The sequence below is a fragment of the Mesoflavibacter sp. SCSIO 43206 genome (assembly GCF_019904215.1).
GTDB lineage: Bacteria > Bacteroidota > Bacteroidia > Flavobacteriales > Flavobacteriaceae > Mesoflavibacter > Mesoflavibacter zeaxanthinifaciens.
On the sequence record NZ_CP063201.1, the window covers coordinates 2,893,591 to 2,919,648 of the forward strand.

The window sequence follows — 26,058 nt, forward strand, 5'->3', positions numbered from 1 at the left end:
TGTGTGATGTTTAAGATTGAACCTTAATTAAACTCATTAGTTAACAGTTGCTGAATTATGGTATTGCGCTGCTCTCCAGAATCGTCTTGTTGATTGCTTAATAATACAATAGTTGCGTTGTATTCTGGCACAAAACCAATCATGCTCCAATAACCGTCTATATCGCCACCATGCCAGTATAGTGTGGTGTTACCTTCTTGTGTTGTAAACCAACCCAAACCAAAATCTACATAGCCACTTGGTACATCCTGAGCGAATATGTCTTCTTTTTCTGTAGCTGAAAACCAGTTTGTTTTTACCGCATTTGTCCACGTTTCCATATCTTTTGGTGTGCTGCTAAAATCACCAGCGCCAAACGCTAAATTCATCGGGTAAACACTGTTTGCATTACCATTGTTATAGCCTTCTGCATGTATATTTGGGTTAATATTATCTGTGCCTCTGTACGTGTTTGTCATTTGCAAAGGATTGAAAATATTCTGCTGAATGTACTCGTGATAAGACATATCTGTAAGTTCTTCAACCAACAACGCAGCGATAAGGTAGTTAGAGTTACTGTATTGTTTTCCTGCACCAGGTGTAAAGTTGAGTCCGTTTTCGGAAATGAGTTCCATAATCACTTCATAGATGTCTTCTTCATCAAAAAAGTTTCCTTGTGCTGCAGCGTCTTCAACCACAAATTGATAATCTGGAATACCGGATTGGTGTGATAACAGTTGTGCAATACTAATTTGATTTCCGTTTGGAAATTCAGGATCAAATTCATCTAAAGTTTGATTATAATTAGAAATATAACCATCACGTTTTAGCTGAATAATTGCTGCTGCAGTTAAGGTTTTTGATACAGAACCAATACGATAGCCTAATTGGTAATCTTGAGGAAGTGCAGTATTTTCATTTGCTAAACCAAATCCTTGTCGGACTAAATCATTTCCATTTTTTGTGATAATAGTATAACCTTGAAAGTTGATATCGGTTAATAAATTTTCAGCAGTTGTGTAATCAATGGAAGGAGTGTTGTTGTCATCATCTGATGAACATGATGTAAAAAGGATGACCATGGTAATGGCTAAAGCGACTAATAATTTGTGCAATGTTGTCATAACTGTTCGTTTTTAATTGATTATTTGATAATGCAAAATTGAAGTATAAACAGTTATGAGTCGTGCTAAATTATAATCTGAAACGAACTTATTACAATTTACTACAAGTTTTGCTTCATCCAAACTCTAGGTGTAATACCTTCGGCTTTTTTAAAGTAAGTATTAAATACGCTTTTAGAATTAAAACCACTATCATAAGCTAACCCAAGAATAGTAAGATGAGAATTTTTAGGATCTAAGGCTATAGTTTTGAAATGATTAAGACGAAAGTAGTTTATAAAATCATTAAAATTTTTATTGAATTCAGTATTAAGTAACCAAGACAATTTATTAGGATGTAAATCAATACTTCCTCCTAATTCTTTTAATGAAAGATTTGGATTTAAAAATGGCTTATTTTTTTTTATAAAATTCTCTAATATCGACTTATACTCCTTGATCTCAGAATCATTAAAAGGTTTTGAAATTTCTCTTTCATCTTTATTTATAACTTCTTTATTTTCTGAGAATGATTCTAAAGAAATAATTTGCTTTGTTATTAATAGGAAACGCTTGTTTTCTCTCAAAGGATCTAAGAAAGGATCTAATTGAAAATTAACTAATTGACCTACTTTTAATTTCATTTTATCTTCAAAAACATCTAGTGCCTTTTCTGTATCACCATAATGTATCAATAAATAAAAATACCAAGGATATATATTTTTAAAACTTTCATCTATATCAATAGTGGCAATGTTAATAGGTCTTTTTAATTGCTTTTTATTAATCAAACTAAATAACGCTTTGCAAATTTCAGGATTATTTAGTTGTGGCATTACAGCAATAAAGTTTTCAAATTTTGAAGTATCATTTAGAAATATATAACATGCTAATTTAGTTTCAATAGCTAGACTAAAATTTGGATCTATTTTTAAACATTCATTTAAATGTATAATAGATTCATTATACATTTTTTTTAGAAAATAAATATTTCCTTTAGTAAAATGATGATTAGGTGACAATGGACTAATTTCTATAGCCTTATTAATATTTAGCAAAGCTTTTTCTAGCTGATTAGTAGCCATATATATTTCGGCAATACCCTCATAAGCTATAGCATAGTTTGGGTTTTTATGTAATGTCTCTTTTAATAAATTTATGCCTTTAGTGTAATTCCATTGGTTCCAAAAACTTAATGAGGATTGAGAAAAATATGCTAAATAAGATGATGAATTAATTTTTAAACCCTTACTTAAATAGTATTTAGCTAATCTTTCTCCTTCTGTTTTATCTATAAATCCCCAACTAGATAAAATACCATAGGATCTACTTAATGCAAAGTAAGCATCATAAAAATTCGTATCAACTGCTATACTTTTTTTATAATAATCTATAGCCTTAAGATAATCTTCTAAAACCCAATTAAGTTGATAAGCTCTACCTTTTAAATATAACTTATAAGCATAAATATCTTTAGTACCAATTATAGATATGTGGTTATGTATATGTAAGTGCCCAAAGTTTTCCCTAATCTGTTCTGCAATTATTAAACTTATTTCATCTTGAAGTTCAAAAATATGATCTAATTTTCTATCAAAATTTTGTGACCAAATTTGAAAACCATCATTTGTTCGTATTAACTGGGTATTAATACGGATTCTATCTTTAAATATTCTAATACTACCTTCTAAGATGGTTGCTACACTTAATTGACTACCAATATGTCTAACATCAATGCTTTTGTTTTTAAAAGCAAAAGAAGAAGTTCTAGCAATTACTTTTAGTCCCTTAATTTTGGTTAAAGCATTAATAATTTCTTCTGTAATTCCGTCACAAAAGTAATCGTTATCAATATCATTACTCATATTGACAAAAGGTAGAACAGCTATAGACTTATTATCTATCATTATTTGTAATGAACTCTAATTATTTTAAATAAAAATCAATAGACAATATTAATAAATTAAGGCTTTAATATGTTAGTTTATCATAAAATTTAAAACAATTTAATGTGACTAGTTAATTAAAGAAGCAAATAAACAATCCTTATCTTTGTATTGAAAAAGAAAAGGTTTAATGAAATTCAACATAAAAAATAGCTTTATAAACCAGCTTCCTGCAGATTCTAAAACAGAAAACAGTCGTAGACAAGTCAAGGAAGCGTGTTATAGCTTTGTTTCACCTAAAAAAACGTCTAATCCAAAGCTAATTCATGTATCTCCAGAAGTATTAGAAATCTTAGGTTTAACTGCTGAAGACGCAAATACTGAAGAGTTTCTAAGCATTTTTACAGGAAATAAAATTCTTGATAATACCAAACCTTACGCCATGTGTTATGGTGGACACCAATTTGGACATTGGGCAGGACAATTAGGCGATGGTAGAGCAATTAATTTATTTGAAGTTGAACACGATAACACTAACTGGAAATTACAATTAAAAGGTGCTGGAGAAACACCTTATTCCAGAAGCGCTGATGGATTAGCTGTTTTAAGAAGCTCTATCCGTGAGTATTTGTGTAGCGAAGCAATGCACCATTTAGGTATACCAACAACGCGTGCTTTAAGTTTAGCACTTACTGGCGACCAAGTGTTGCGTGATAAATTATATGACGGCAATCCAGAATATGAAAAAGGCGCAATTGTTTGTCGTGTGTCGCAAAGCTTTTTACGCTTTGGTAATTTTGAAATATTCTCAGCAAGACAAGACTTTAAAACCTTAAAAACGCTTGTAGATTATACCATTAACACACATTATTCTTTCTTAGGAAAACCGAGTAAAGATGTTTATTTAAAGTTTTTTAACGAAGTAGCTAACCGAAGTCTTGATATGGTCATCCATTGGCAACGTGTTGGTTTTGTTCATGGTGTAATGAACACCGATAACATGTCCATTTTAGGACAAACTATAGATTATGGTCCTTATGGTTGGTTAGAAGGTTACGAGCCTGGTTGGACGCCAAATACCACAGATGCACAACGCAAACGTTACCGTTATGGCGCACAAGTAAATGTTGTGCATTGGAATTTATTTCAGCTTGCTAATGCTTTATATCCTTTAGTAAATGAAGCTGAAGGTTTTGAGGCTATTTTAGGCAACTTTGGAGAACAAAAAATAGAGCGCTACAAAACGATGATGCGCTCTAAATTAGGGTTACAATTGAAAGATGAAAAAGACGCTGTTTTAATTCAAGAGTTAGAAGATTGTTTACAACTAACTGAAACTGATTTTACCATATTCTTTAGGTTATTGGCAGATTTTGAAAGTGAAAAACATTCGGAAGGATTTCAATTAATTTCTGAAGCATTTTATACACCAAAAACAATTACCGAAGCCATTAAAACGCGATGGAACCTGTGGTTTTTATCTTATGCTGAACGATTAAAGCGTGAGACAATTTCCGCGAAAGCGAGAAAAAAACAAATGAACAGTATTAACCCTAAATATGTTTTAAGAAACTACATGGCGCAACTAGCAATAGATGATGCCAATAAAGGTAATTACAGTTTAATCGACGAGTTATTTAATCTATTAAAGCAACCTTATGCAGAGCAACCAGTACATCAAAAATGGTTTGCAAAACGACCAGAATGGGCAAGACACAAAGTAGGTTGTTCTATGCTATCTTGTAGCTCTTAAAATTAGTATCTTTGCCTAAAATAAATTAGCAATGTCTACAGAGAAAAAACCTGATAATGTAGTGTTTAATAATAACACAAATTCTTATGATGCTGCATTAAAACCTTATGCAACCAATGTTGGCGCGCCAGCAATTGTTGTAAAGGAAAATATTACTTGGAAGAATAAAAACATACATAAAGCCAATAAACAAATTAAGGCAAAATATTTAGAGCTTAAAGCAGAATATGATAGAATGATGGAAGAGCTTGAGTATAATAACCTTGTGTATAATGCTAAATTTAATTTCGAGCCTATTTTAGGTGAAGTTTATCACTTGTACAGAGATAAAAACAACTTACCGTTTTTATCAATAATTGCTCCTTCGGAATGCAATTTTGATTTTGTAGGTAGTTTTTATCTTAATTCTGAACATATGTGGAAAAAAGTAGAAAATGATCAATAAAAAAAGTCCTAAGCAAAACACTTAGGACTTTTTTATTTTGTTCTAGCAATACAACTAGTTTCCTTTTTTATAATCTTCTAAAAACTTAGCTAAACCACTATCTGTTAAAGGATGTTTTAGTAAACCTTCAATAGAACTTAATGGTCCTGTCATTACATCTGCACCAATCTTAGCACAATCTATAACGTGCATTGTGTGACGTACAGAAGCTGCTAAAATTTCAGTATCAAAATTGTAGTTATCAAAGATGTGTCTAATTTCTGCAATTAGGTTTAATCCATCTGTAGAAATATCATCTAAACGACCAATAAACGGACTTACATAAGTCGCTCCTGCTTTTGCTGCTAATAAAGCTTGACCTGGAGAGAATACTAATGTTACATTAGTTTTAATTCCTTTATCACTAAAATATTTACAAGCTTTTACACCATCTTTTATCATTGGTAATTTGATAACAATTTGGTCATGTAATTCGGCTAAAGCTTCACCTTCTTTTACCATACCTTCATAGTCTGTAGATATCACTTCTGCACTTACATCTCCATCTACAATATTACAAATATCTACATAGTGTTTTAAGATATTATCATGACCTGTAATACCTTCTTTAGCCATTAAAGATGGATTTGTAGTAACACCATCAAGAATACCCATATCTTGTGCTTCTCTAATTTGGTCTAAATTGGCAGTATCAATAAAAAATTTCATTTTAAATAGTATTTATTAGTTGTGTATAATTTGTGCTTACGAAAGTACAACTTTAATACATGTTGATTAAAATTTAATATTAAATAATATTAACATTTTATCTTCTTAAAGCTTGTAATGGTTTAAAAGCAATTTTTCGTACATTTTATCTGGAAGTAAAAACTTTAATACAATAGAAAACTTCTGCATAAAAGCACCAACTTTATAATGTATTTTTGGATTTTTAGTATTAATTACTTCATGCACTTTTTTGGCAACTGCAATTGGTGATCCACTACTACTTACATCTTCATCTATGTCTTTTAATACATTAGGGTATTTTGTATATGGCGAGTCTTTTAATACTGGTGCATGATAACGTCCTGCAGCAATATTAGTTGCAAAATCTCCTGGAGCAATGTTTGTAAATTTGACTCCAAAGTCTTTAGTTTCCATTCTAAATGCTTCGGTTAAAATCTCTAAAGCACCTTTACTTGCACTGTATATTCCTCTGTAAGGTAATCCCATATAGCCAGCAATAGATGTAATATTAATAACCAAACCAGATTGCTGCTTTCGCATTTGTGGCAATACCGCTTTTATTACATTAATTGGTCCAAAAAAGTTAGTATTAAAGTTATGTTGTATTTGTTCTGCAGGTATTTCTTCTATAGCTCCAGTAATACCAACACCTGCATTATTAACTAAAACATCCAACCTACCTTCGGCGTCAATAACGGTTTTTACAGCTTCGTTAATAGTTTCAGTATTATTAACATCTAAAGCAACTAAATTAAAATTACTATTGGTGTAGTTTTTAGGGTTACGACTGGTACCATAGACAATGTACCCTTTTTGGGTTAAAAAATCACCTATAGATTTACCAATTCCTGAAGATCCTCCTGTAATTAATATAACTTTAGACATTGTAGAAAAATAAGTTTTGAATTTTGAAATAAAAGTAAAGCGAATTTAAAAAATCTTAACTCTAAAACGTTAAGTTTTGGGTACAAAAAAAGGCAAGCTACCTACATCACACCGCTACGACCGCGTACCTTTGCTTCGTTCCCGACCTGGAGGATTCAGCAGGAGCTGGTTGTGTAGGACTTGCCGGCTGCAAAGATACACACTTTTAATTTTTTCACAATGATTTTTTATAATGAATTTTAATAAATAACTTGCTGAATAATTTCTTTTTAAAATGAATACACTTAAACAGCTTACAATCATAATTTTAACCGTTTTATTAACGGCTTGTGGTGAAGACGTAGAAACCCTAAAAAAAAGTTTATCTATAAAAACTAATACAGAAAACAGCACAATTAGCATTGATAAAACGCTAGAAGTCGCTCTTATTAATCCGAAAAATATTGAAATTTCTTCGGTAGATTTTTCTTTAGATGGTAAATCAATTTCTAAAAATCAACCACTATCAGGTTTTAAATTAGGTGAACATACCATTACAGCTTCTGTAAAATTTGATGATAAAACTGTTGAGGTAACCGAAGTTATTTCCATATTAAATGATAAAAACCCTAAATTTTATAAAGTTGAAATATTAAACACCTATCCACATGATAAAACATCTTTTACTCAAGGATTAGAGTTTAATAATGGCGTTTTATATGAAAGTACTGGACAACGTGGCGAGTCTAAGATTAGAAAAATTGACTATAAAACTGGTGATGTTTTACAAGAAATAAGTATTCCTGATGCTTTTTTTGGAGAAGGTTTAACTATTTTAAATAATAAAGTTTACCATTTAACTTGGATGGCAAAAAAAGGATTTACCTATAATGCAGAAACTTTAGAAAAAACGGGAAGTTTTAATTACGGTAAAAGTAAAGAAGGTTGGGGATTTTGTAATGACGGTAAACAGCTTTACAAAAGCGATGGTACTAGTTTGATTTGGACTATAAACCCTGAAACTTTGGTAGAAACTGACCATATCCAAGTATGTACAGCTAAAGGAAAAATTGGTCGTTTAAATGAAATAGAATGGGCTAATAATAAAATCTATGCAAACATTTGGCAACGTAAAGGTATTGCTGTAATTAATCCTAAAAACGGTGCTGTAGATGCTGTAATAGACTGCAAAATATTAACAGATCAAATAGACAATTTTTCTTTAGACGAAAATACGCTTAACGGTATAGCCTACAACCCAGAAACCAAAACTTTTTTCTTAACTGGTAAACGTTGGGACAAATTGTTTGAGGTAAAAATCATTCAATAAAACACTGTTAAACATTTAAAAACAAAGCGTTAAAGTTTTATAATTTTTAAAATTGACTAAGCAATAATTCTATTTTTGATGGACTAACTAACCTAAAGTCTATTGAGGTATTTTGCTTTCATACTAACGCTCTTTACTTGTTTTTTTGCTAATGCTCAAAAAGTAAATGGAATAGTTTACGACTCTATTGCTGCAATAGAAAATATTAAGATTGTAAACCTCAATACAAAAAAGTTTACGGTTTCTAATAAAAAAGGACATTTTACTATCCCAGCAAAAGTTAATGACACATTACATTTTAGTTCTATCTTTTATCATGAACAAACTTTAGTCGTTAATGCTTCACATACAGACGATACATTTGTAATCGAATTAAAAAAAATTAATAACGAATTAGAAGAAGTTATTTTAAGAGAAAAACACATGCCTAAATTAGCAACTATAGAAGAGGTAGAAACTAATTTACATAATCAAATATTAGAAGACATAAAAAATAATCCACATTTATATGGAAATTTAAATGATGGTGGTATAGATTTTATTCAAGTCTTTAATATGATTGGTAAACTTTTTAAAAATAAAAACAAACAACAACCTATACAATATGCTACTTACGAAGAGTTAATTTCAACCTTTGAAAACTCTAAAACACTAGATCAATTCTTCTTCAAAAACACATTAAAAATACAAAATCATCAACAGGATTTATTTATTCAATACATAGAAGCTTCCTATATAGATAGTAAGCTATTACAACCAGAAAAAGAAGTGTATTTAATCGAATATTTAGTGCAATCTGCAAAAGAATTTAACGCCATAGTTGAAGCTTATAAAGAGAAGGACTAAATTTAGTGTTATGAAAATTCATCAAAAACAAATACTAGTTACCAAAGAGGATTTAGACCAAAATAACCACGTTAATAACATTAGATATGTAAAATGGGTTAATGATATTGCTATTTCGCATTGGGAAACCGAAGTATCGACAACTATCCTAAAGCAGTATTTTTGGGTTATGTTATCTCACAACATTGACTATAAACATCAAATTCTTTTAGGAGAAACAGTAACACTAAAAACCTATGTAAAATCTTGTGAAGGTTTATTTTCTATACGTATTGTCGAAATTTTAGTGGATAAAAAACTTTGCGCCTATTCTGAAACTAAATGGTGTTTTATGAATAGTAAAACTTTAAAACCAAACCGAATTCCGCAAGAAATTATCGATCTATTTTAATTTAAAGCATGATTTAATTTTTGTCAGTTTAAACCTGTTGTTCATTTTGATTTCAAAATAATAATTAAGCGTCAGTTCGAGTGGTTTTGAGGTACGAAAAACTGTATCGAAAACTTGTTTGAATTAAAAAACTCTATTTTCTATTCAATTTTTCCCATTTTGAGACTTAAAATTCACTCAAATTAACGGTTTTCAAGAAATTCTATAATAGATTTTAATAATTTTAAACACACATACTAAATAGCCTTTAAAAAAGTTATATTTTAGTCAACTATTAAAAGGATAACTGCCAATTATATGAAGCGCCTACTCTATTTTACTGCACTTTTTATTTTCATTTTAACGTGGAGTTCTTGTCGTAAAGATTTTGACTTTCAACCAAGCAATGGTACTTTAGGTTTCTCTAAGGACACTGTGTATTTAGACACTGTTTTTACCAATATTGGCTCAAGTACTTACACTTTAAAAGTTTATAATAATTCAGATGAAGACATCTACGTTCCTAACATTAGACTAGAAAATGGCGAAACATCTGGTTACCGATTAAACGTAGACGGAATGGCTGGAAAAAACTTTGACAATGTCGAAATTTTAGCAAAAGACAGCATGTTTGTTTTTATCGAAATTACAGAAGATATTCAAAATCATATGGCAACAGATTTTGAATTTTTATACACCGACAAAATCCTTTTTGACTCAGGCAATTTACAGCAAGATGTAGATTTAGTAACCTTAATAAAAGATGCTGTTTTTATTTACCCTGATAGAGATGAAACTACTCAAATTGTAGAAACATTAACCCTAACTATTGATGGACAACCGGTTGAAACCGATTTGCAAGGTCGCGAGTTGTTACCTGAAGAATTAACCTTTACTAATGAAAAACCCTACGTTATTTACGGTTACGCAGCAGTACCTGCTGGCGAAACCTTAACTGTAAAAGCTGGTGCACGTGTACATTTTCATGCAAATTCAGGTTTAATTGTTCAAGAAAATGCATCTTTAAATATAAATGGTGCGTTAAGTAATGACCAAGACCTTTTAGAAAACGAAGTTATTTTTGAAGGCGACCGTTTAGAGCCTATTTATAGTGATGTACCAGGACAATGGGGAACCATTTGGCTATTTGAAGATAGCCAAAATAACATCATAAATTACGCAACAATAAAAAATGGTACGGTTGGTATTTTATCTGATGCTAACCCAAATGCAGGTATGCCTACTAACAAATTAACCATTACCAATTCGCAGATTTACAACTCTAGTACTTTTGGTATTTTAGGAAGAAACACATCGATAAACGCCGAAAATTTAGTTATCAACAATTCTGGTCAAGCTAGTTTTGGCGCAACTTTAGGAGGAAAATACAACGTAACACATAGTACGATTGCTAATTATTGGGATAGCAGTTTTAGACAATTTCCTGCATTATTAATTAACAACTTTGTAATTAACGCAGATAACTCTGCAACAATAGCAGATTTAACCGAAGCTAATTTTAACAACTGTATTATTTACGGTAATGATAATCCAGAATTAATTGTAGATGAAATTGAAGACGCAAGCGTAGTTTTTAATTTTAAATTAACCAACTGCTTATTACGATTTGATAATTCTAGCGGAAATTTTGATGGTGATAATTACGATTTCAACAATATTAACCATTACGAAAATATCATTTTTAATGAAGCGCCTAATTTTAGAGCGCCTTTTGAAAACGACTTAATTATTGGTGAAAATTCTGCAGCAAATGGACAAGGTAATGCTACGTTTGCTACGCAAGTACCAAATGATATTTTAGGTATTAATCGTACAGCAAGTCCGGATTTAGGTGCTTATCAGCATGTTATTTTTGAGTAAAAATTTTTGTCGTTCAGAAGGAAGAAGGAAGAACGACTGAAGAATCTATAGTTATCTATTTTTAAGATTCTTCACTTTCGCTCTGAATGACAATGACTAATAAACAAAAAAAGCTCACTTTTTCAGTGAGCTTTTTCTTTCCGCGAAAGCGAAATTATCTATTTAAGCAAATAATGGTAAATCACTCATCATTGCATTTACTTTTACTGCAATGGTATCTAATTTATCTTCGTCTTCGTGGTTTGTAATCACTTCATCAATAAGATTAACTATAGCTTCCATATCGCCTTCTTTTAAGCCTCTTGTGGTTATAGCTGGTGTACCAATTCTAATTCCAGAAGTTACAAACGGACTTTTATCGTCAAATGGCACCATATTTTTGTTTACAGTAATATCTGCTTTTACCAATGCTTGTTCTGCATCTTTACCGGTAATATTTTTGTTACGTAAATCGATTAACATCATGTGGTTATCTGTACCACCAGAAATAATATTATAGCCACGATCTACAAACGCTTTTGCCATAGCTGCTGCGTTTTTCTTTACTTGTAACATGTAGTGTAAAAAGTCATCTGTTAATGCTTCTCCAAAAGCAATTGCTTTAGCAGCAATAATATGCTCTAATGGTCCACCTTGATTACCTGGGAACACACCAGAGTCTAATAAAGAAGACATCATACGTGGTTTTCCGTTTTTAAGTGTGATACCAAACGGATTTTCAAAATCTTTACCCATTAAAATCATTCCGCCTCTTGGACCACGTAATGTTTTATGTGTCGTTGTAGTTACGATATGGCAATGTGGCATTGGATCGTTTAAAATACCTTTAGCAATTAATCCAGATGGGTGAGAAATATCTGCTAATAAAATAGCTCCTACGCTATCTGCTATTTCACGGAAACGCTTAAAATCTATATCCCTAGAGTAAGCAGAAGCACCAGCAATGATTAATTGCGGTTTTTCTTTGGTAGCAATCTCTTGTATTTTATCGTAATTTAAAACACCTGTCTCCTCTTCTACTCCATAAAATACAGGATTGTATAATTTACCAGAAAAATTTACTGGAGATCCGTGTGTTAAATGTCCTCCATGAGATAAATCAAAACCTAAAATTTTATCACCTGGTTTTAAACACGCATGGTAAACTGCTGTATTAGCTTGGCTACCAGAATGTGGTTGTACGTTAGCATACTCTGCACCAAACAATGCTTTTGCACGGTCTATTGCAATTTGTTCTACCTCATCAACAACTTCACATCCACCATAATAACGCTTACCAGGATAACCTTCGGCGTATTTATTAGTTAGTACAGATCCAGCAGCTTCCATAACTTGGTCGCTTACAAAGTTTTCGGAAGCAATAAGCTCTATACCGTGTAACTGTCTGTCTTTTTCTGCTTCAATTAATTCAAATATTTGTTCGTCGCGTTGCATAATTTTTGTTACTCGTTAAAAATTTATCAAAAATAAGAAATATGTCTTGTAAATAATTCAAAAAACATATATTTACTTAGAATTTATAAACAACAAATCAACAAATATTTATGCCTTTAACAGCTAACAATCCGGATAGAAAATCGTGGTTACACGTCGATAAAAATTCAGATTTCCCTATACAGAACATACCTTTTGGCGTTTTTTTAACCAGAGATGATATAATTACCATCGGAACACGTATTGGTGATACTGCAATAGATTTAGGCGCTTTACATCAATTAGGTTATTTTGATGGTATCCCATTAACTGACGATATTTTCTTACAAGACACTTTAAACGATTTTATTGCAGATGGACGCAACACATGGCGCGCTGTAAGAAATAGAATTGCTGAAATTTTTGATGCTGAAAACGACACATTAAAAAACAATGTAAAACACAAGGAAATTGTATTATTTAGATTAGATGAAATTGAAATGCAATTACCTGTTCAAGTTGGTGATTATACCGACTTTTACTCTAGTATAGAACATGCTACAAATGTTGGTACTATGTTTAGAGATCCAGATAATGCATTGTTACCAAACTGGTTACACATACCTGTTGGCTATCATGGTAGAAGCAGCTCTATTATTCCTTCAGGAATACCAGTACACAGACCACAAGGACAAACTTTACCTGCTGGTGCTGAAGAGCCTGTTTTTGGTCCAAGTAAATTAGTAGATTTTGAATTAGAAATGGCTTTTATAACTACAGATGCTAACGATTTAGGAGAACCAATTCCTGTAGATGAAGCTGAAGAATACATATTTGGATTAGTCTTATTTAATGATTGGTCTGCACGTGATATTCAAAAATGGGAATATGTACCATTAGGTCCTTTCTTAGCAAAAAACTTTGCCTCTTCAATTTCTCCTTGGATAGTGACATTAGATGCATTACAACCATTTAAAACAGATGGACCTAAACCTTTAAAAAAGCAACTTCCTTACTTACAACAAAAAGGACAAAAAAGTTATGATATTAACTTAGAGGTTGCAATCCAACCAGAAAAAGCTAAAGAAAAAGTAGTTAGTAAATCTAACTTTAAATATATGTATTGGAGCATGTCTCAACAATTAGCACATCATACTGTTAACGGATGTCCTGTTAACTCTGGAGATATGATGGGAAGCGGAACAATTTCTGGCTCTACACCAGACAGTTACGGATCAATGTTAGAACTATCATGGCGCGGAGAAAAACCTTTAAAAATGGCAGATGGTACCGAGCGTAAATTTATAAATGACAATGATACTGTAATTATGCGTGGTTATTGCGAAAAAGACGGAACACGCATTGGTTTTGGTGAAGTAAAAACAAAACTATTACCTGTTTTTGAACCAAAAAAGAATAAATAATAAATAACATCTTTTTTTATAAAAATAAAACCCTTTAGACCATCTAAAGGGTTTTATTTTTAGTTTTGGCACGCATCTTGAAAATACTTAACCTAATAACCCTTAAAACCCAAAGAAGATGAAAAACTTTACAATTATTACAGTACTTTTTCTGGCACTATCGTCTTGTGTGGGAAGAAAACAAATCGAAAAACAGTTAAACACTGGTAACTACGATCAAGCAATTAATAATGCATTAAAAAAGCTTGAAACAAATAAGAATGCTAAGCGTAAACAAGATTATGTGCTTATGTTAAGAGACGCTTATTATAAAGTTGTAGAGGATAATCATTACAGAATTAACCAACTAAAACAAGATGGTAATCCAGAGTATTATGAGACTATTTACAATCTTTACACACGTTTAAATAGTAGACAAAACTCTATAAAAAGTGTTTTACCACTTCAAATAAATGGTAAAACAATTAAATTTAAATTTAATAATTATACCTCAGATATTATAGATTATAAATCTAAAGTTTCCGACTATAAATACAGTCAAGCAATACAATTATTAAGCACTTCAGATAAATACAACGCAAGAGAAGCCTACGGTTTATTAGAAGACATAGAGCGCATCAACCCTAATTTTAAAGATGTTAGATCTTTAATGGACCAAGCACATTTTAAAGGAACAGACTTTGTAATAGTTTCTATTAAAAATGAAACTAACCAAATTGTACCTACAAGATTAGAAGAAGAATTATTAGACTTTGATACTTATGGCTTAAACGATAATTTTTGGACTTTATATCATGCTAATGCATCTGCAGAAATTAATTATGATTATGCCATGCAATTGCAGCTTAAACGTATAAATATCTCTCCAGAACATTTTTATGAAAAAGAATATGTTAGAGAAGCTGAAATTGTAGATGGTTGGGAATATGTTTTAGACGAAAACGGAAATGTTGCTAAAGACAGTTCTGGAAATGATATAAAACAAGATAAAATAGTTAGAGTTTTAGCTAGATTATCTGAAGTACAGCAAGTAAAATCAACTCAAGTAATTGGTCAAGTTGTATTTACTGACTTAAAACAAAATCAGGTGTTAGAAAGTTTTCCTATAGATTCAGAATTTATTTTTGAAAACTTCTACGGAAGATTTAGAGGAGATAGACGTGCTTTAAGTGATGATGATAAAAGGTTGTTGGGTAATAGAGCTGTACCATTTCCAACAAATGAGCAAATGGTTTATGATACAAATGAAGACTTAAAACAGAAGTTAAAAAGTATTATAAAACAAATGACATTCTCATAAACTGAAAAACTCCCTTAATTGGGAGTTTTTTTATGCAAAAAAGTCTTTTAAGCCTGTTAATACGCTTTGCACTGCGTAAGATGCTAATATTAATCCCATAATCTTACTAATTACAGTTATACCATACTCACCTATTCTTTTTTGGACATTAGCAGCTACTAACAACAAGACTCCTGTTAGCGCAACCACAAAAAGAACTAAAAATGTCGTAATTAATTGTTGGTTTATAGAGTAAATATGGTTATCGGTCATTAAAACTACAGCCATTATTGCTCCAGGAGATGCTATAGAAGGTATTGCTACAGGAAAAATAGTTACATGCTTATAATCTTTAATAAGATGTTTTTCGCTTTCTGGTTTGCCACTACCAAAAATCATAGTCAAAGCAAATAAAAATAGAATGACGCCTCCAGAAATCTGAAAAGCATTTAATGTAACATTCAACCCTTCTAATATTAATTGTCCAATAACTATAAAGAATAATAAAACAAAGAAAGCTATTACACTAGCTCTTATAGCAACACGTTTTTTATATTTCTTATCAAAATGTTTAGTAGCCTCTAAATATACAGGTACAGACCCTAAAGGATCTATTACAGCAATCAAAAATAATATGGTAGTAAATATTTCTTTCATTAATTTAAATCAACTCCTTTTGTAGTGAATGATAATCCTTGTTGTCCTGAAGTAGATATCATAACAGCTTCAAAATATGGAGCATTTGTAAGCTTTTTTACAGACCAATCAAAAATAAAATTAGCTCCTGTACCTCCTTCAATATCATTTTCGTCTATAACAATTTCTATGGTTTGCATAGGCTTTACAAAAATTGGTTGTTTTATATAATGTCTTATTAAGTCGCCTTTTGTATTAAAATAGTCTGCGCTATTAATATAAATTGTATCAGTTCTATTTGTATTTCTTATGCTAACGGTAGCGGTCAAATCATGTGTTTTATGCTCTGTAGTACTGTATATTTGAGAATATACCGATAAATAAGAACTACCAGACACTAGAGAATCATTAATAGTTCCTGTCCATTTCATAGATTCTAAATGACTAGATGGTTTAGGCTCATTATTTTGCTTGGTTTCACAACTCAACAAAAAACTAACAACAGTAATTAAAAGCGCTACTTTTTTCATAAAATTAATTTTATATAAAGGTACTTAAATCTAAATCATTTATTGCACCGTGACTAGCATGAATAACCACTACTCCATTTTTAATAATTAGTAATTGTGGTGATTGATGCATCACTTGAAATTTGTAACCAACCTCATTAGATACATCTCTATAATTTAACAAATCTAAATAATATAAATCTGCATTTAGATCTAAATCATAAGCTTCAGTAAATTGGTTTAAAACCATTCTACTAATTCCACATCTTGTAGAATGTTTAAATATCAGCTGTGTTTTTCCTTTAGATGATAATTCAATTTCATCTAATTGCTCTATACTTGTTAAGTTTTGCCAAGGTAGTACTTTCTCTTCCTTAGGCGTTTTATTATTTCCAAAAAGTTTTCCAAACATAATGTATAATTCATTTTCCGCAATAGCGAAAGTTAATTTATATAGTAAGTCGACTTCAATTTTAAAACTTACAAACTGACTAAAAGTCACTAAAAACCAGTAGCTAACAGACATTTTGTCGCTAAAATACTATTGGTAAGATAATTGAAATAAAGCAATCAAACATTGCTAAATTTTAAAAAAATGAACTTAAACAATTATACAATAAAATCGCAAGAAGCCATACAACAATCGCAACAAATTGCGCAAAGTTATGGGCATCAACAAATAGAAAACGAGCACCTTTTTAAAGGTATCTTAGAAGTTGATGAAAACGTGTTACCTTTCTTATTAAAAAAGTTAAATGTTAACACAATAGTCTTAAAACAAGCTTTAGATAAACAACTAGAAAGTTTTGCAAAAGTCTCTGGCGCAGATCTTATGTTATCTCGCGAAGCTGGTAAAACACTAAACGAAGCGTCTATCATTGCAAAAAACATGAAAGACGATTTTGTGTCTATAGAGCATTTAATCTTAGCTATCTTAAAATCTAATAGCAAGATTGCACAAATGCTAAAAGACCAAAGCGTCACCGAAAAAGGTTTAAAAGCTGCAATTGAGGAACTTAGAAAAGGAGATCGTGTAACATCTCAAAGTCAAGAAGATACTTATAATTCTTTAAACAAGTACGCAAAAAACCTAAATCAATTAGCTAAAGACGGTAAGCTAGATCCAGTAATTGGTCGTGACGAAGAGATTAGACGTATTTTACAAATCTTATCGCGTCGTACCAAAAACAACCCTATTTTGGTAGGTGAACCTGGTACTGGTAAAACCGCTATTGCCGAAGGTTTAGCACATCGTATTGTAGATGGCGATGTACCAGAAAACTTAAAAGAAAAGCAAATTTTTGCTTTAGATATGGGTGCACTTATTGCAGGTGCTAAATTTAAAGGTGAATTCGAAGAACGTCTTAAAGCTGTAATCAAAGAAGTGACGACTAGCGAAGGTGATATCGTTCTTTTCATAGACGAAATCCATACGCTTGTTGGTGCTGGTGGCGGGCAAGGTGCAATGGACGCAGCTAACATCCTAAAACCTGCATTAGCACGTGGTGAGTTAAGATCAATTGGTGCAACTACACTTGACGAGTATCAAAAATACTTCGAAAAAGACAAAGCTTTAGAGCGTCGTTTTCAAAAAGTAATGGTAGACGAGCCAGATACAGAAAGTGCCATTTCTATACTTAGAGGTATTAAAGAAAAGTACGAAACGCATCATAAAGTACGTATTAAAGACGAAGCTATTATTGGCGCTGTAGAGTTATCTCAACGCTACATCACCAACAGATTTTTACCAGATAAAGCTATCGACTTAATGGATGAAGCAGCTTCAAAACTGCGTATGGAAATTAATTCTAAACCAGAAGAACTTGATGTTCTGGATAGAAAAATAATGCAGTTAGAAATTGAAATCGAAGCCATTAAGCGCGAAAAAGATGAAGTAAAACTGAAATCTTTAAGAAGTGATCTTGCTAATCTTAAAGAAGAACGTAACGAGATTAACGCCAAGTGGAAAAGCGAAAAAGAAGTTGTAGACAATATCCAAAACACAAAACAAGATATTGAAAACTTTAAGCTTGAAGCCGAACGTGCAGAACGAGAAGGTAACTATGGTAAAGTAGCCGAGCTTAGATATGGTAAAATAAAAGAAGCGCAAGAAAAACTGGAAAGCCTTCAAAAAGACTTGCAATCGCAATCAGAACATAGCTTAATTAAAGAAGAAGTTAACTATGATGATATTGCAGAAGTTGTTGCAAAATGGACAGGTATTCCTGTTACTAAAATGCTTCAAAGCGAACGCGAAAAGCTTTTAAAACTTGAAGACGAGCTTCATAAACGTGTTGTTGGTCAAGACGAAGCTATAGAAGCAGTAAGTGATGCGGTTAGACGTAGTCGAGCAGGTTTACAAAACCCACAAAAACCAATTGGTACATTCCTATTTTTAGGAACAACTGGTGTTGGTAAAACCGAACTTGCTAAAGCGTTAGCCGAGTATCTTTTTGATGACGAAAACGCAATGACAAGAATAGATATGAGCGAGTATCAAGAACGTCATGCCGTTAGTAGATTAGTTGGTGCGCCTCCAGGATATGTTGGCTATGACGAAGGAGGACAATTAACCGAAGCAGTAAGACGTAAACCTTATTCAGTTGTATTGTTAGACGAAATTGAAAAAGCACATCCGGATACGTTCAATATTCTATTACAAGTTTTAGACGAAGGTCATTTAACAGATAATAAAGGTAGGATGGCTGACTTTAAAAACACAATTATAATCATGACTTCAAACATGGGAAGTCACATTATACAAGAACGTTTTGAAGCTACAAAAGATGTAGAATCTGCTATGGAAGCTGCAAAAGTAGATGTGTTAGGATTACTAAAACAAACGGTACGTCCAGAGTTTTTAAACCGTATTGACGATACAATAATGTTTACACCTTTAACACAAGACAACATTACACAAATTGTAGGATTACAATTAAAAAGTGTAACTAAAATGATTGCTAAACAAGGTATAACTTTTGACGCTACACCAGAAGCAATAGCATACTTAGCAGAAAAAGGTTATAATCCAGAATATGGAGCAAGACCAGTAAAACGAGTAATACAAAAAGAAGTATTAAATCAATTAAGTAAAGAGATTTTAGCTGGAAAAATAAATACAGATAGTATCATTTTACTAGATGCGTTTGACGGTGAACTTGTATTTAGAAATCAAGGCGATTTAGTTGAAGACGAATTATAATTTCATAAAGTTCTGTTAATACTAAAAAGACATATAATATTATAAAGGTTAGACCGTTTTCATAATTGGTTGGTTAGTTGAAAAAGCAGCACAAGACTTTTCTTATAGAAAAAGTGTAGTGTTGCTTTTTTTTATATCTTTATAAGGAACTGCATTTTAAAAGCTATGGGACTTATTCACTACTACAACATTAGTCATGCAGAAGTATTTGTTTTTGACAACTTTTTAATTAAGCAAGTTAAAGAAGGTGTTACCATTGATTTAGAAGAAACAAAAGAGCTTAGACAAATACTAAAAAAACACTTTAAAGGAAAAAATATGGCTTATATATCTAACAGAGTTACCTCTTACTCTGTAAATCCTTTAGTATATAAAGAAGTTGAAAAAATGTCTAATTTAGTTGCTATTGCTGTTATACCAAATGATTTAAAAATGAGACAAAGCGCTGAGTTTGAAAGACAATTTTTTAATAAGCCTTTTGAAATTTTTAATAATCTAACAGATGCTATTAATTGGGTAGAAAAAATCATTTTAAAATAACTACTGGTATTTAGATTTATAATGATAATATAATATCAAAAAAGCCACTTTGAAAAAAGTGGCTTTTCGAAAATTTTGGTTAAACTAACTAACTCTTAAAATAATAATTTGATACCAAAATTTACATCCATAGAATTGAAACCTAAAGACGTTGTGCCTACTGCATCTCCTTCATCTGGAGAAATTGCATTATAACCAAACTGTCCAAAAGTTGCTTCTAAAGTTAATACGTTAGATACAAAAAAGTCAACACCTGGTCTTAAATTAAAACCATAACCAGTTGCTCCATCATAAAAAGTTAATGGTACATCTGCTTGACCAAAAATGTAAAATTTCTCATTAATATTCCAGTATTTTCTTGCTAAAGGCATTACTGTTACTGCATCTACAGCATCTGCATCTGCTACTTTTACAGAACTATAACCTACACCTAAACCAACTGTAACAGAAGGAGAAACAAATGTTCCTACTACAGGCATAATTCCAAAAGTACTTGTATCTGATGCTTCATCATCATTAAACTCTAGTTGTCCTAATGCCCACCAAGCACCTTTTAATCCTTGGTTATCTTCTTGAGCAGATACTTTAAATGATATTAATAAAATTAATGCTAATGGTAATAATAATTTTTTCATGTCGTAATATTTATTTTAGTTACTGACACAAATTTATAGCAGTCCTAGAGCTTAAAAACTGACTTTTATCATGCTTTTCAAAAGTTTTTACTTCATCTTAAAAATGAACATCCATTAGATTATTATTCTGTATAAAATTTATATAACTTTATATCATAATATTAATTTACATGAATTCTTTAAACACATATATAGACCACACACTTCTAAAAGCTATAGCTATAGAGCAAGATATTATTAACCTATGCAACGAAGCAAAAAAGCACAAATTTTTCTCCGTTTGTGTTAATAGTTGCTATGTTAGTTTAGCTAAAACTCAATTAAACAACTCAGATGTTAAAGTATGTAGCGTTATAGGTTTTCCGTTAGGCGCTATGAGTACAAAAGCAAAAGTTGAAGAAACCAAACAAGCCCTAAAAGATGGCGCAGATGAAATTGATATGGTAATTAACGTTGGTTTCTTAAAAAGTAAAAAATTTGATGCCGTTTGGCAAGACATAGAAGCTGTAAAACAAGTTATGCCCAATAACATACTAAAAGTCATTTTAGAAACTTGTTATTTAGAAGAAATTGAAATTATAAAGGCTAGTGAGTTAGCCATTAACTCTGGAGCAGATTTTATCAAAACATCTACTGGTTTTGGTACTGGTGGCGCAACAATACATGACGTTGAAATAATGAAAAGTGTTTCCCAAAAATGCAATGTAAAAATTAAAGCTTCTGGTGGAATTAGAGATACCGAAACCGCAAAAGCCTATATAGAAGCTGGTGCAGAACGTATTGGCACTTCTAACGGAATTGCAATTGTAACTGGTCAAAAAGCCGAAGAAGGTAATTATTAATCACAACTCTAAATACTTTAGACACTTTAGTCACTTTAGTCACTTTAAATACTTTTAACTAAAAAATGAGCGTACATATTGAAGCCAAAAAAGGCGAAATAGCAGAAACCATATTACTTCCTGGTGATCCTTTACGTGCTAAATGGATTGCAGAAACTTTTCTTGAAAACCCTGTTTGCTTTAACCGTGTAAGAAACATGTTTGGTTACACAGGTACTTATAAAGGCAATAAAATATCTGTGATGGGAACAGGTATGGGCGTACCTAGTATTTCTATTTACGCACACGAGCTTATTACAGAATACGGCGTTAAAAATCTAATAAGAGTTGGTAGCGCTGGATCCTATCAAGAACATGTAAAAATTAGAGACATTGTTATTGCTATGGCGGCATCTTCTAACTCTGGATTAAACGAATTGCGTTTTGGTGGCGCAGATTATGCACCTACAGCTAATTTTGAATTATTTGAAAAAGCTGTTAATGTAGCTAGAGCCAAAAATATTCCTATTAAAGCAGGAAACATTTTTACTAGTGACGAGTTTTATGCAGACGATTTTGAATCGTACAAAAAATGGTCAAAATTTGGGTTACTTTGTGTTGAAATGGAAACTGCAGGCTTATATACTGTTGCTGCAAAACACAAGGTTAATGCGCTTACAATCTTAACCATTTCAGATTCTTTAGTAACAGGAGAAAGAACAACTAGCGAAGAACGCGAAACTACCTTTTCTGAAATGATTGAAATTGCTTTAGAACTAGCCTAAATAAACCATGAGACATTTTTTATTCTTATTAATAACCTTAACTTTTTTTTCTTGTGAACAAACATCAGAACCAAAAGAAAAAAATGCTGTTAAAACCACTACTTATTATTTTATAAGACACGCAGAAAAAGATCGTTCTAATCCTTCAAATAAAAACCCTAATTTAACTATTGAAGGTCACAAAAGAGCTAAAAAATGGAGTGACGTTTTTAAGCACATTACATTTGACAAAATATATTCAACTAATTATAACAGGACTATACAAACAGCTCAACCGACTGCCAATAAACAAAATATTCCCATTCAGTTTTATAAACCTAATGAGTTGTACAGTAAAGAGTTTATTAATAATACTAAAGGAAAAACCGTTTTAGTAGTTGGACATAGCAATACAACTCCTTCGTTTGTCAATAAAGTTTTAAATGAAGAAAAACATCAAAATATAAACGACTCTGTTAATGGAAACCTTTATATAGTTACCATAAAAAATCAATCTAAAACAGATTATTTGTTAAGCATTCAATAATATAATTAGTAACTTTGCCCTAATGCAAAAGAAAATAAACATACTTAATAAAAAAGCTAAATTTCAATATGAAATTTTAGACAAATACACTGCAGGAATTGTCCTAACTGGTACCGAAATTAAATCCATTAGAGACAGTAAAGCCTCTATTACCGAAAGTTTTTGCGAGTTTAATGACCATGGCGAATTATTTGTAATCAATATGACCATACAAGAGTATGTTTTTGGTAATTACTACAACCACAAACCTAAAGCAGAACGTAAATTATTACTTAACAGACGTGAGCTTAAAAAGTTAGAAAAAGAAGTCAATACGTCTGGTTTAACTATCATACCACTACGTTTATTTATTAATGAAAGAGGTCTTGCTAAGCTTGATATAGCCTTAGCTAAAGGTAAAAAGCTTTACGATAAAAGGGAAACTATTAAAGACCGTGATAACAAACGTAATCTAGATCGTATTAAGAAAATTTATAATTAATTTAAGTCTCTGATAATTACATAATTCAGTAAAAAAAATTATGTTTGGCTTTATATAGGCAACCATTTAAGTAAAAATGACGTCTATACTATAAAACCAACATAATGAAAAAATCTTTACTTTTATTACTTCTATTGTTTTCTATTAAACTTTCTGCACAAGTTGTAGGAACTGTAACGTCTAAAGAAAACAAACCACTTGCGGTAGTCAATATTTTTGTTGAAAACACACGTAAAGGAACAACCACTAATAACGATGGTTATTACCAATTAGATATTAAAAACACAGGAAATTACACTGTAGTGTTTCAATATTTAGGGTTTAAAACATTGAAAAAAACTGTGACCATCAACAGTTTTCCTTTTACGTTAGACGCTGTTTTAGAAGACGAAGATATTAACTTAGATGAAGTTGTCTTAAACGCAAAAGAAGATCCTGCAATACAAATTATTAGAAACACGATTGCCAAAAGAAAAGAAAACCTAGAAAAATACAATACGTATACTGCTGACTTTTATTCCAGAGGATTATTACAACTTAAAGATGCACCAGAAAAGATTTTTGGGCAAGAAGTTGGCGATCTTGAAGGTAGCTTAGACTCGACTAGAAGTGGTATTATCTATCTTTCTGAAACCATTTCTAAATTAGAAAAATTATCGCCAAAACCTTTAAAAGAAACCATTACAGCATCTAAAGTTAGCGGTAACAGCAATGGTTTTAGTTTTAATAATGCGACAGATGTCGACTTTAATTTTTACGAAAACACCATAAGTCTTGAAACCGAAATCGTTTCACCAATTGCAGACTTCGCCTTTAATTATTACAACTACAAGTTAGTCGGTACGTTTTATGACGATTCTGGACATTTAGTTAATAAAATTGAAGTTTTGCCTAAGCGTAAAAACGACAAAACCTTTGATGGATTCATTTATATTGTAGAAGATCAATGGAGTTTATTTGGGTTAGAACTTAACATTACTGGACAACAAGCACAAATTGCACCTGTAGATTTGTTCACAATAAATCAGTCCTATTCATATTTTGAAGACGAAAAGGTTTGGGGAAAAATTTCTCAAATATTCGATTTCACCTTTGGTTTTATGGGCTTTAATGGTAGCGGACGCTTTACCGCAGTCTACAGCGACTATGATTTTAATCCTAACTTAGATAAGAACAATTTCTCACGCGAGATTCTTTCATTTAAAGATAACGCCAACAAAAAAGACAGCTTATATTGGCAAGAAAAACGACCTGTACCACTTACAGATGCAGAAGTTAAAGATTACATCAAAAAAGATAGCATACAATTGGTTAGAGAATCTCAGCCTTACTTAGATTCGGTAGATCAAGTAGAAAATAAATTTAAACTTGGTGATATTTTAGGCGGTTACACGTATAAAAATTCGTTTAAAAAGAAACGTTTTTCAATTTCATCTCCAATTTCAGCAATTCAATTTAATACTGTTCAAGGTTGGAACGGAACAGTAACCGCAGATTATACAAAACGCTATAAAGACAGCGAAAAATATTTCAACATAAAATCTGATGTTAATTATGGTTTTGCAGATGATAGATTACGAGGTACCGGTACTATAAACTATAGATTCAACAATAAAAATCGTGCATTTGTATCGCTTTCTGGTGGTAGTAAAGTAGAGCAATTTAATCCAAGTTTAACTAGTTTACCTTTATTAAATACATCGTATTCTTTATGGTTCGAAAAAAACTATTTAAAGCTTTACGACCGTAGTTTTGTACAAGCAAATTATAATCAAGAATTAGTCAATGGGCTTCACTTCTACTCTAATTTAAGTTACAATAACCGAAAATCACTTTTCAATACCACAGATCAAGCTTGGTACCCAAAAGCAGACAGAGAATACACTAGTAACAATCCAGTAGATCCTACTGCTTACGGTATTCCTTCTTTTGCAAATCATCATATATATAAGCTAAATTTAAACACGCGTATTAATTTTGGTCAAAACTATTTAAGTTATCCTAACGGAAAATATAACATCCCGAATAGTAAAATTCCGACGCTATTTTTAGGTTACGAAAAAGGATTTGGCAGCAGCATTAGCAACTACAATTTTGATTTGTTTAAAGCGCAATTATATCAAAATGTAAACTTAAGCAACAAAGGAGATTTAACTTACTTCTTAAAAGCTGGCGTATTTAATAATGCAGATAATATTGCGTTTATAGATTACCATCACTTTAACGGAAACCAAACCAATATTGTTATGGATGGCAATTATATAAACAGCTTTAAAATCTTACCATATTACGATTTAAGTACCAATAACAACTATGCCGAAATCCATACAGAGCACAACTTTAAAGGCTATATTTTAAATAAAATCCCTTTAATAAATAAACTTAACTACAATTTAGTATTAGGCTACAACGCTGCATTAACTAAAGAAAACAAGCCTTACAACGAGTTCTCTATAGGTTTAAGTAACTTAGGTTGGGGAAAAGTTAGGTTTTTACGTGTAGATTACGTGCGCGCTTATTCTGGAAGCGGATTAGTTAATGATACCTTTTTGTTTGGGTTTAGTTTTTAATTGAATTTTACACTGCAAATCTAGATTTGATATTGAATAAAAAATCAATTA

At 31.4% G+C, this 26,058-nt stretch carries 24 protein-coding genes and 1 other RNA gene; 15 read left to right on the forward strand and 10 right to left on the reverse strand.

What is annotated here, in order from left to right; genetic code table 11:
- Positions 1–23: 23 nt before the first annotated feature.
- A complete protein-coding gene (locus tag INR78_RS13320) occupies positions 24–1,103 on the reverse strand; it encodes a serine hydrolase (protein ID WP_223076910.1) in 1,080 nt (359 codons plus the stop codon).
- Between the two features lie 101 nt (positions 1,104–1,204).
- Positions 1,205–2,989, reverse strand: coding sequence for a helix-turn-helix domain-containing protein (locus tag INR78_RS13325; RefSeq protein ID WP_223076911.1), 1,785 nt, complete (start codon positions 2,987–2,989; stop codon positions 1,205–1,207).
- Between the two features lie 169 nt (positions 2,990–3,158).
- Between INR78_RS13325 and INR78_RS13330 the strand changes: the two genes are divergently transcribed.
- A complete protein-coding gene (locus INR78_RS13330; RefSeq protein WP_223076912.1) occupies positions 3,159–4,721 on the forward strand; it encodes a YdiU family protein in 1,563 nt (520 codons plus the stop codon).
- A gap of 31 nt (positions 4,722–4,752) precedes the next feature.
- Positions 4,753–5,166 (forward strand): DUF2452 domain-containing protein, encoded by a 414-nt coding sequence (locus INR78_RS13335; protein ID WP_223076913.1) that lies wholly within the window; start codon positions 4,753–4,755, stop codon positions 5,164–5,166.
- A gap of 54 nt (positions 5,167–5,220) precedes the next feature.
- Here INR78_RS13335 and fsa read toward each other — a convergent pair whose 3' ends face one another.
- From fsa to ffs, 3 genes are all read right to left on the reverse strand, one after another.
- On the reverse strand, positions 5,221–5,874 hold the full coding sequence (gene fsa, locus INR78_RS13340; protein WP_223076914.1) for a fructose-6-phosphate aldolase: 654 nt from the start codon (positions 5,872–5,874) through the stop codon (positions 5,221–5,223).
- Positions 5,875–5,979: 105 nt separating this feature from the next.
- Entirely contained in the window at positions 5,980–6,780 is an 801-nt protein-coding gene (locus INR78_RS13345) for an SDR family oxidoreductase (protein WP_223076915.1), read from the reverse strand.
- An 87-nt stretch (positions 6,781–6,867) separates the two neighbouring features.
- Positions 6,868–6,966: signal recognition particle sRNA small type (gene ffs / locus INR78_RS13350), an RNA gene on the reverse strand.
- Positions 6,967–7,054: 88 nt separating this feature from the next.
- Here ffs and INR78_RS13355 point away from each other — a divergent pair.
- From INR78_RS13355 to INR78_RS13370, 4 genes are all read left to right on the forward strand, one after another.
- A complete protein-coding gene (locus INR78_RS13355; protein ID WP_223076916.1) occupies positions 7,055–8,089 on the forward strand; it encodes a glutaminyl-peptide cyclotransferase in 1,035 nt (344 codons plus the stop codon).
- Between the two features lie 102 nt (positions 8,090–8,191).
- Positions 8,192–8,935 carry a carboxypeptidase-like regulatory domain-containing protein gene (locus INR78_RS13360; RefSeq protein ID WP_223076917.1) on the forward strand — a complete coding sequence of 248 codons (744 nt, stop codon included), beginning with the start codon at positions 8,192–8,194 and terminating at the stop codon, positions 8,933–8,935.
- Positions 8,936–8,945: 10 nt separating this feature from the next.
- Positions 8,946–9,326: a thioesterase family protein gene (locus INR78_RS13365; protein ID WP_223076918.1), complete on the forward strand. Its 381-nt coding sequence runs from the start codon at positions 8,946–8,948 to the stop codon at positions 9,324–9,326.
- 297 nt (positions 9,327–9,623) lie between these two features.
- Positions 9,624–11,186, forward strand: coding sequence for a hypothetical protein (locus tag INR78_RS13370; protein WP_223076919.1), 1,563 nt, complete (start codon positions 9,624–9,626; stop codon positions 11,184–11,186).
- A 162-nt stretch (positions 11,187–11,348) separates the two neighbouring features.
- On the opposite strand, the gene glyA is transcribed toward INR78_RS13370, so the two are convergent.
- Entirely contained in the window at positions 11,349–12,620 is a 1,272-nt protein-coding gene (glyA, locus tag INR78_RS13375; protein ID WP_223076920.1) for a serine hydroxymethyltransferase, read from the reverse strand.
- 110 nt (positions 12,621–12,730) lie between these two features.
- Between glyA and fahA the strand changes: the two genes are divergently transcribed.
- Both fahA and INR78_RS13385 read left to right on the forward strand, forming a co-directional pair.
- Entirely contained in the window at positions 12,731–14,023 is a 1,293-nt protein-coding gene (gene fahA, locus INR78_RS13380; protein WP_027878783.1) for a fumarylacetoacetase, read from the forward strand.
- 118 nt (positions 14,024–14,141) lie between these two features.
- The gene (locus INR78_RS13385; RefSeq protein ID WP_255593084.1) at positions 14,142–15,323 is read left to right on the forward strand and encodes a hypothetical protein; all 1,182 of its coding nucleotides are present in this window, start codon (positions 14,142–14,144) and stop codon (positions 15,321–15,323) included.
- Positions 15,324–15,353: 30 nt separating this feature from the next.
- Here the strand turns inward: INR78_RS13385 and INR78_RS13390 are convergent, their stop codons facing one another.
- The 3 genes from INR78_RS13390 to ytxJ are packed head-to-tail and all read right to left on the reverse strand — an operon-like array spanning position 15,354 to position 16,859.
- Positions 15,354–15,959 carry a MarC family protein gene (locus tag INR78_RS13390; protein ID WP_223076921.1) on the reverse strand — a complete coding sequence of 202 codons (606 nt, stop codon included), beginning with the start codon at positions 15,957–15,959 and terminating at the stop codon, positions 15,354–15,356.
- On the reverse strand, positions 15,959–16,468 hold the full coding sequence (locus INR78_RS13395) for a DUF3124 domain-containing protein (RefSeq protein ID WP_223076922.1): 510 nt from the start codon (positions 16,466–16,468) through the stop codon (positions 15,959–15,961). The genes INR78_RS13390 and INR78_RS13395 overlap by 1 nt, the downstream gene beginning before the upstream one ends.
- 10 nt (positions 16,469–16,478) lie before the next feature.
- A complete protein-coding gene (gene ytxJ / locus INR78_RS13400) occupies positions 16,479–16,859 on the reverse strand; it encodes a bacillithiol system redox-active protein YtxJ (protein WP_223078076.1) in 381 nt (126 codons plus the stop codon).
- A 183-nt stretch (positions 16,860–17,042) separates the two neighbouring features.
- Between ytxJ and clpB the strand changes: the two genes are divergently transcribed.
- Both clpB and INR78_RS13410 read left to right on the forward strand, forming a co-directional pair.
- A complete protein-coding gene (clpB, locus tag INR78_RS13405; RefSeq protein WP_223076923.1) occupies positions 17,043–19,649 on the forward strand; it encodes an ATP-dependent chaperone ClpB in 2,607 nt (868 codons plus the stop codon).
- Positions 19,650–19,814: 165 nt separating this feature from the next.
- A complete protein-coding gene (locus INR78_RS13410) occupies positions 19,815–20,189 on the forward strand; it encodes a hypothetical protein (protein WP_223076924.1) in 375 nt (124 codons plus the stop codon).
- A 95-nt stretch (positions 20,190–20,284) separates the two neighbouring features.
- Here the strand turns inward: INR78_RS13410 and INR78_RS13415 are convergent, their stop codons facing one another.
- Entirely contained in the window at positions 20,285–20,824 is a 540-nt protein-coding gene (locus INR78_RS13415; protein WP_051169803.1) for a hypothetical protein, read from the reverse strand.
- Between the two features lie 170 nt (positions 20,825–20,994).
- Between INR78_RS13415 and deoC the strand changes: the two genes are divergently transcribed.
- From deoC to INR78_RS13440, 5 genes are all read left to right on the forward strand, one after another.
- Positions 20,995–21,666 carry a deoxyribose-phosphate aldolase gene (gene deoC, locus INR78_RS13420; protein WP_223076925.1) on the forward strand — a complete coding sequence of 224 codons (672 nt, stop codon included), beginning with the start codon at positions 20,995–20,997 and terminating at the stop codon, positions 21,664–21,666.
- Between the two features lie 65 nt (positions 21,667–21,731).
- The gene (gene deoD, locus INR78_RS13425; protein WP_106678180.1) at positions 21,732–22,430 is read left to right on the forward strand and encodes a purine-nucleoside phosphorylase; all 699 of its coding nucleotides are present in this window, start codon (positions 21,732–21,734) and stop codon (positions 22,428–22,430) included.
- A gap of 7 nt (positions 22,431–22,437) precedes the next feature.
- A complete protein-coding gene (locus INR78_RS13430) occupies positions 22,438–22,956 on the forward strand; it encodes a histidine phosphatase family protein (RefSeq protein ID WP_223076926.1) in 519 nt (172 codons plus the stop codon).
- 22 nt (positions 22,957–22,978) lie between these two features.
- Positions 22,979–23,437 (forward strand): SsrA-binding protein SmpB, encoded by a 459-nt coding sequence (gene smpB, locus INR78_RS13435; protein WP_223076927.1) that lies wholly within the window; start codon positions 22,979–22,981, stop codon positions 23,435–23,437.
- Positions 23,438–23,541: 104 nt separating this feature from the next.
- A complete protein-coding gene (locus INR78_RS13440) occupies positions 23,542–26,007 on the forward strand; it encodes a DUF5686 and carboxypeptidase regulatory-like domain-containing protein (RefSeq protein WP_223076928.1) in 2,466 nt (821 codons plus the stop codon).
- The last annotated feature ends 51 nt before the right edge of the window (positions 26,008–26,058 follow it).